The organism is Bradyrhizobium sp. (genome assembly GCF_017881085.1).
Taxonomy (GTDB): domain Bacteria; phylum Pseudomonadota; class Alphaproteobacteria; order Rhizobiales; family Xanthobacteraceae; genus Bradyrhizobium.
On sequence record NZ_JADGRI010000280.1, the window covers coordinates 1 to 7,221 of the forward strand.

8 protein-coding genes and 1 other RNA gene are annotated in these 7,221 nt (G+C 64.2%); 6 read left to right on the plus strand and 3 right to left on the minus strand.

Annotated elements, in window-relative coordinates:
- The 3 genes from ssrS to QZ213_RS21820 all read right to left on the minus strand — a co-directional run.
- A non-coding RNA gene (gene ssrS, locus QZ213_RS21810) (6S RNA) lies at positions 1-156 on the minus strand; the annotation flags it as partial.
- Positions 157-210: 54 nt separating this feature from the next.
- Positions 211-594, minus strand: coding sequence for a cell division protein ZapA (locus QZ213_RS21815; RefSeq protein ID WP_291688166.1), 384 nt, complete (start codon positions 592-594; stop codon positions 211-213).
- Complete coding sequence (locus QZ213_RS21820) at positions 591-911, minus strand: DUF4164 domain-containing protein (protein ID WP_291688167.1); 321 nt, start codon at positions 909-911, stop codon at positions 591-593. The genes QZ213_RS21815 and QZ213_RS21820 overlap by 4 nt, the downstream gene beginning before the upstream one ends.
- A 298-nt stretch (positions 912-1,209) precedes the next feature.
- Between QZ213_RS21820 and tkt the strand changes: the two genes are divergently transcribed.
- From tkt to QZ213_RS21850, 6 genes are all read left to right on the plus strand, one after another.
- The gene (gene tkt, locus QZ213_RS21825; protein ID WP_291688168.1) at positions 1,210-3,201 is read left to right on the plus strand and encodes a transketolase; all 1,992 of its coding nucleotides are present in this window, start codon (positions 1,210-1,212) and stop codon (positions 3,199-3,201) included.
- Between the two features lie 169 nt (positions 3,202-3,370).
- A complete protein-coding gene (gap, locus tag QZ213_RS21830; RefSeq protein WP_291688169.1) occupies positions 3,371-4,378 on the plus strand; it encodes a type I glyceraldehyde-3-phosphate dehydrogenase in 1,008 nt (335 codons plus the stop codon).
- A gap of 10 nt (positions 4,379-4,388) precedes the next feature.
- Entirely contained in the window at positions 4,389-4,523 is a 135-nt protein-coding gene (locus QZ213_RS21835) for a hypothetical protein (protein WP_291688170.1), read from the plus strand.
- A gap of 13 nt (positions 4,524-4,536) precedes the next feature.
- Positions 4,537-5,733 carry a phosphoglycerate kinase gene (locus QZ213_RS21840; protein ID WP_291688171.1) on the plus strand — a complete coding sequence of 399 codons (1,197 nt, stop codon included), beginning with the start codon at positions 4,537-4,539 and terminating at the stop codon, positions 5,731-5,733.
- 49 nt (positions 5,734-5,782) lie between these two features.
- Positions 5,783-6,850 (plus strand): class II fructose-bisphosphate aldolase, encoded by a 1,068-nt coding sequence (fba, locus tag QZ213_RS21845; protein WP_291688172.1) that lies wholly within the window; start codon positions 5,783-5,785, stop codon positions 6,848-6,850.
- A gap of 195 nt (positions 6,851-7,045) precedes the next feature.
- A partial coding sequence (locus QZ213_RS21850) for a class I fructose-bisphosphate aldolase (RefSeq protein ID WP_291688173.1) occupies positions 7,046-7,221 on the plus strand: 176 nt, incomplete at its 3' end.

Here is a 7,221-nt window from a genome sequence, read left to right on the forward strand (position 1 = left end):
AGCCGCGATGGCCGTTGGAGCGCTCGATCCCGGAGTTCCCTACGAAAGTAGGTGGGCACCATATGACCGGATCCACGGACCCGGCCAGGGACAGTTCCCTTAAGGATCGATAAGGCCCCGGGGATATGTGGCTCCTGACGCGCGACACAGCTTCGCAAGGCCAATGTAGCCACGGTTACCCCAAACCGCCAGCGCTAACCGTTCGCTTGGTCAACCAATCGCGACCCCGCCGCCGATGGTGCGGTTCAGCACCTGCGTGGTCCGTTCGATGCGGTCAGCGGCGGCGTTGAGCGCATTGGCGACCGCGACCTGGGTGGCGCGGGCGCGGTCGGCCGCGGCCGTGCGCACGCCGCGCAGGGCTTCGAGTTCCTCCTCGAGCTGCCGGATGCGCGGACCGGTGTCGAGCAAGTCGTCGCACACCGTCAGCGCCGCCATCACCACCAGGCGCGCGTCGCCGATCTCACCGAACTTGCCGCGCAGGCTCTGGATGCGCGATTCGAGGCTCTCGGCGAGTTTCAATAGCCGCACCTCCTGCCCTTCCTCGCAGGCCATCCGGTATTGCCGGCCGTTGATGGTGACGTTGATGTGGCTCATGAATCTTCTCCGGCATGGAGTACCGAGCGGATGGTGCCGATCGCGGCATCCAGCCGGTCGGCGATTTCGCGATTGACGCGCTCCAGGCGGCGCGATTTCACCAGCGAACCGTCGAGTTCGTCGGCGAGCCGCGAGCGGTCCGCGCCCAGCGCCTGGATCCGGCTCGCCAGCTCGTTCTCGTCGCGGTCGGCCTCGCGCCGCCGCTCGACCGCGCTTTCCAGCGCTTCGAGCGCTGCCATCAGCCGCCGCGTAGCGACGTCGATTTCGACCGATGAGGGCTCGATGTTGCCCGAACCGTTCGCGGGGCGATCACTCATGCGTCAACGCGTACCTTTGATTGAAGCCTGATTGAAGCTGCCGGACCCGAAAAATTACCGGTTCGGCAAGCGTTTAGAGGATGAAATTTACGTGGCAAGCAAGGCCAGCGCAACGCCGGTTGCAAGCTATGCACCGCTAAGCAACTTTTCCGACCCGAGCCGCGTTTCATTACCTTGGACTCCGGGAACCGAGATGCTATCCAGCCCTTGACTCCACGTTGCCAACAACGCTCGTGCCGAGGCCGCTCGCCAGCGGGCGAATCGCCAACAAGCGGCTCATTTCAGGCGGATTTTCATCATGACGCGCGTCGATCATTCCCGTATGGCCAATGCGATCCGCGCACTGGCGATGGATGCTGTCGAGAAGGCCAACTCCGGCCACCCCGGCCTGCCGATGGGGGCGGCCGACATCGCCACCGTGCTGTTCACACAATTCCTGAAATTCGACGCCGCCGATCCGCGCTGGCCGGACCGCGACCGTTTCATCCTCTCGGCCGGTCACGGCTCGATGCTGCTGTACGCTCTGTTGTACCTCACCGGCAACGAGGACGTGACGATCGAGGAGATCGAGAATTTCCGCCAGCTCGGCTCCAAGACCCCGGGCCATCCCGAGAATTTCATCACAGCCGGCATCGAGACCACCACCGGCCCGCTCGGCCAGGGCGTCGCCTCCTCGGTCGGGACGGCGCTGGCCGAACGGCTGCTGGCGGCGGAATTCGGCGAGGATATCGTCGACCACACCACCTACGTGCTATGCTCCGACGGCGATCTGATGGAAGGTGTCAGCCACGAGGCGCTGGCGCTGGCCGGGCACCTGAAGCTCAACAAGCTGATCTTCCTGTACGACGACAACGGCATCACCATCGACGGCCCGATCACGCTGACCGACAATGTCGACCAGGTGGCGCGCTTCAAGGCGCATGGCTGGAACGCGGTGCGAATCGACGGTCACGACCAGAAGGCCATCGCCGCGGCGATCGCCGCCGCGCAATCCTCCGATCGCCCCTCGCTGATCGCCTGCAAGACCACGATCGGCTTCGGCGCCCCGCACAAAGCCGGTACCTCGAAGGCCCACGGCGAGCCGCTCGGCGCTGAAGAACTCGCCGGCGCCAAGAAAGCGCTGGGCTGGAACTATGGGCCGTTCGAAGTCCCCGACGACGTGCTCGCGGCCTGGCGCAATGTCGGCAGGCAGGGCGCCAGCGCCAATGCCGACTGGCTCAGCCGCTTCGAGGCCAAGCCGGAGGCGCTGCGCAACGAATTCATGCGGCGGGTGATCGACCGAAAGCGCCCGCCGGGCCTTGCCGACGCCATCCGCAAGCTGAAGGAAAAACTCGTCGCCGAGCCGCCGACGATCGCCACCCGCAAGGCGAGCGAAATGGTGCTCGAGGTGTTGGTGCCGGTCATGCCGGAACTGCTGCTCGGCTCGGCCGACCTCACGCCCTCCAACAACACCCGCACCAAGGGCTTGAAGGAAGTGACGCCGGACGATTTCAGCGGCCGCTATATCCACTACGGCATCCGCGAGATGGGCATGGCGGCGGCCATGAACGGCATTTCGGCCCATGGCGGCTTTGCCCCTGCGGGCGGCACCTTCCTGTGCTTCACCGACTATGCGCGGCCCTCGATGCGGATCGCGGCGCTGTCGCATACGCCTGTGGTCTACATCATGACCCATGATTCGATCGGGCTCGGCGAAGACGGCCCGACGCACCAGCCGGTCGAGCACCTCGCGGCGCTGCGCGCGATGCCGAACATGCGGGTGTTCCGTCCGGCCGACGCGGTCGAGACCGCCGAATGCTGGCAACTGGCGCTGGAAAATACCACCGGCCCCACCGTGCTGGCGCTGTCGCGGCAGAACCTGACGCCGCTGCGCACCACAGCCGACGCCGACAACCGGTGCAGCCACGGCGGTTACGAACTGGTCGCAGCACAGGGCGAGGCCAAGGTTTCGCTGTATGCGTCGGGCTCGGAGGTCGAAATCGCCGTCGCCGCGCAGAAAGAGCTGGCCGGGCGCGGCATCGCGACGCGCGTGGTGTCGGTGCCTTCGCTCGAACTATTGCTGGCGCAGCCGGCGGAGCGTCGCAAGGCGATCGTCGGCAACGCGCCGGTCAAGATCGCGATCGAGGCCGCGGTCCGGTTCGGCTGGGATGCGGTGATCGGCCCGGACGGGGATTTCATCGGCATGCACTCTTTCGGCGCCAGCGCGCCGGCGAAGGCGCTCTACAAGCACTTCGGGATCACGGTCGGCGCGGTGGTCGAGGCTGCGTCAAAGCGCCTGAATGCCAAGTAACCCTGCAAGTAACCCTGCGAGTAACCCCGCAAGTAACCCTATCGGAACGATCGGGATTATGATGCATTGCAACGATCCTTCATTCAGGGCATGAAATAGCCCAAGAACGGCAAAAAACGGCCAAACCGACCGTAAAGCGTTGGATTTTGAACCTTTGAGGAGAAGTTGAATGGCAATCCGGGTCGCAATCAACGGATTTGGCCGCATCGGCCGCAATGTGCTTCGCGCCATCGCCGAGTCCGGCCGCAAGGATATCGAGGTGGTCGGCATCAACGACCTCGGCCCGGTCGAGACCAATGCGCATTTGTTGCGCTTCGATTCCGTGCACGGCCGCTTCCCCGGCACGGTGACCGTCGACGGCGACTCGATCAGCCTCGGCCACGGCAGGATCAAGGTGTCCTCCGAGCGCGATCCGGCCAAGCTGCCCTGGAAGGAACTGGGCGTCGACGTCGCGCTGGAATGCACCGGCATCTTCACGGCACGTGACAAGGCCGCTCTGCATCTGACCGCCGGCGCCAAGCGCGTGCTGGTATCGGCGCCCGCCGAGAACGCCGATGCGACCATCGTGTTCGGCGTCAACCACGACAAACTGACAAGAGATCATCTGGTCGTCTCCAACGGCTCCTGCACGACGAACTGTCTCGCGCCGGTGGCCAAGGTGCTGAACGACACTGTCGGCATCGAGACCGGCTTCATGACCACGATCCATGCCTATACCGGCGACCAGCCGACGCTCGACACCCTGCACAAGGACCTCTATCGCGGCCGGGCCGCGGCGATGTCGATGATCCCGACCTCCACCGGTGCGGCCAAGGCGATCGGCCTGGTGCTACCCGAATTGATGGGCAAGCTCGACGGCGTCGCGATCCGCGTGCCGACGCCGAACGTCTCGGTGATCGATCTCAAGATCGTGGCTTCGCGCAAGACCGACGCCAAGGAAATCAACGAGGCGATGAAGCGCGCGTCGGAACAGCAGCTCAAGGGCATCCTCGGTTACACCACCGCGCCCAACGTCTCGATCGACTTCAACCACGACCCGCATTCCTCCACCTTCCACATGGACCAGACCAAGGTGCAGAACGGCACGCTGGTGCGGGTGATGTCGTGGTACGACAACGAATGGGGTTTCTCCAACCGCATGGCGGACACCGCCGTGGCGATGGGGAAATTGCTGTAGGGGGCGCTCAATGACCCTTCCGGCCTGGATCGGCATTCCCGGCGCGGTTCTGTTGATCGCGTTCATCGTGTACGGCTTTCGCCAGGGCACGAAGGTTACGACCAGGCAGGAAGGGAATCCGCCCGAGCGCGACATCCCCCTCTAACCTGTGACGCCACATGACCAAAACATTCCGTACCCTCGATGACGTCGACGTAAAGGGCAAGCGCGTCTTGCTGCGCGTGGATCTCAACGTCCCCATGGAAAATGGCCGCGTCACCGACACCACGCGGCTCGAGCGCGTGGCGCCCACCATCACCGAGATTTCGGCCAAGGGCGGCAAGGTCATCCTGCTCGCGCATTTCGGCCGGCCCAAGGGACGCGACCCCAAGGAATCGCTGAAGCCGGTCGCCGCGGAGCTTTCGCGTGTGATCAACAAGCCGGTGGCCTTTGCCGACGAATGCATCGGCGTATCGGCGCAAAACGCCGTCGCCGCGATGCAGGAGGGCGACATCCTCTGCCTGGAAAATACCCGCTTCCACAAAGAGGAAGAGAAGAACGATCCCGCCTTCGTGGCCGAACTCGCAAAGCTCGGCGACATCTGGGTCAACGACGCCTTCTCCGCGGCGCACCGAGCCCATGCGTCGACCGAAGGCCTCGGCCACAAGCTGCCGGCCTATGCCGGGCGGACCATGCAGGCCGAACTGGACGCGCTCGGCAAGGCGCTGGAGCACCCGACCAAGCCTGTGATCGCGATCATCGGCGGCGCCAAGGTTTCGACCAAGATCGATCTTCTGGAAAACCTCGTGCGCAAGGTCGACGCGCTGGTGATCGGCGGCGGCATGGCCAATACCTTCCTGCACGCGCAGGGCGTCGGCATCGGCAAGTCGCTGGCGGAGAAGGACCTCGCGGCGACCGCCTTGCGGATCGTCGAGAAGGCGAAAGCCGCCAATTGCGCGATCATCCTGCCCGTGGACGCCGTGGTCGCGTTCAAATTCGAAGCCAACACGCCGTCGCAGGCCTACGGCCTCGACGCGATACCCGCCGACGGCATGATCCTCGACGTCGGCCCGCAATCGATCGCGCGGATCCGTGCCGCGATCGACGATGCCGCGACCCTGGTCTGGAACGGCCCGCTCGGCGCCTTCGAGATATCGCCGTTCGACCACGGCACCGTGGCAGCGGCCAAGCACGCGGCGGCGCGGACCAAGGCCAAGAAGCTGATTTCGGTCGCCGGCGGCGGCGACACCGTGGCGGCGCTGAACCATGCCGGCGTGGCCGGCGATTTTACCTATGTTTCAACCGCGGGCGGCGCGTTTCTTGAATGGATGGAAGGGAAGCCGTTGCCGGGCGTCGAAGTCTTGAGGATACGCTGAGAATTTGATCCATACTGGGCTACCGGCCCTAACGCGGAGAACAGAACACATGGCTCGCATCACGTTGCGTCAATTGCTCGACCACGCGGCGGAACACGAATACGGCGTGCCGGCCTTCAATATCAACAACATGGAGCAGGCGCTCGCGATCATGGAAGCCGCCTCCAGCCTGGACGCGCCCGTGATCATCCAGGCCTCGCGCGGCGCGCGGTCCTACGCCAACGACATCATGTTGAAGCACATGATGGACGCGGTGACCGAAATTTATCCGCAGATCCCGGTCTGCGTGCACCTCGATCACGGCAACGGGCCCGACACCTGCATGACCGCGATCCAGGCCGGCTTCACCTCTGTCATGATGGACGGCTCGCTGAAGGCCGACGGCAAGACGCCCGCCGACTGGGACTACAATGTCGGCGTCACCAAGACCGTCACCGACATGGCCCATCTCGGCGGCATCTCGGTGGAAGGCGAACTTGGCGTGCTCGGCTCGCTCGAGACCGGAATGGGCGACAAGGAAGACGGCCACGGCGCGGAAGGCAAACTTTCCCACGACCAGCTGCTCACCAATCCGGACGAGGCCGTGAAGTTCGTCAAGGAGACGAAGGTCGACGCGCTGGCGATCGCGATGGGCACCTCGCACGGCGCCTACAAGTTCACCCGCAAGCCGGACGGCGACATCCTCGCCATGAAAGTGATCGAGGAAATCCACCGCAAGTTGCCCAACATGCATCTGGTGATGCACGGCTCGTCCTCTGTGCCGCAGGACCTGCAGGACATCATCAACGCCAATGGCGGCAAGATGAAGCCGACCTGGGGCGTGCCGGTTTCCGAGATCCAGCGCGGCATCAAGAACGGCGTCCGCAAGATCAACATCGACACCGACAACCGCATGGCGATGACCGGGCAGATCCGCAAAGTCCTGAAGGACAATCCCGAAGAATTCGATCCGCGCAAATATCTCAAGCCCGCGATGGAGGCGATGGCCAAGCTGTGCAAGCAGCGGCTGCAGGAATTCAATACCGCCGGCCAGGCCAGCAAGATCAAGAAGGTTCTGACCACGGCCGAGATGGCCAAGCGCTACGTCAAGGGCGAGCTTGATCCGAAAGTCGCATGACGGGCCTGCCCTCCTGAGCGAGCAGCAGCCTCGCTGTTCCCGCTGCCGGTCTTCCCGGCAAGTTTGCCTGGCGGGTTTCCTGGCAAGTTTGCTGGGCAGGTTTTCTTGCTGGGTTTTCTTGGCTATTTCTTGGGTCTTGCCCGAGAACGGTCTAGTTTGACTCGCAAAGCGTCCCCGCTGGACAAGGAGGCATCGATGAATCTCGCCGATCTCAACCAGGTCGCCCTTGCCATGGTCGCGCCCGGCAAGGGCATCCTGGCCGCCGACGAATCCACCGGCACCATCAAGAAGCGCTTCGACGCCATCAACACGGCTTCGACCGAGGAGACGCGCCGCGACTATCGCGAGATGCTGTTCCGCTCCACCGAGGC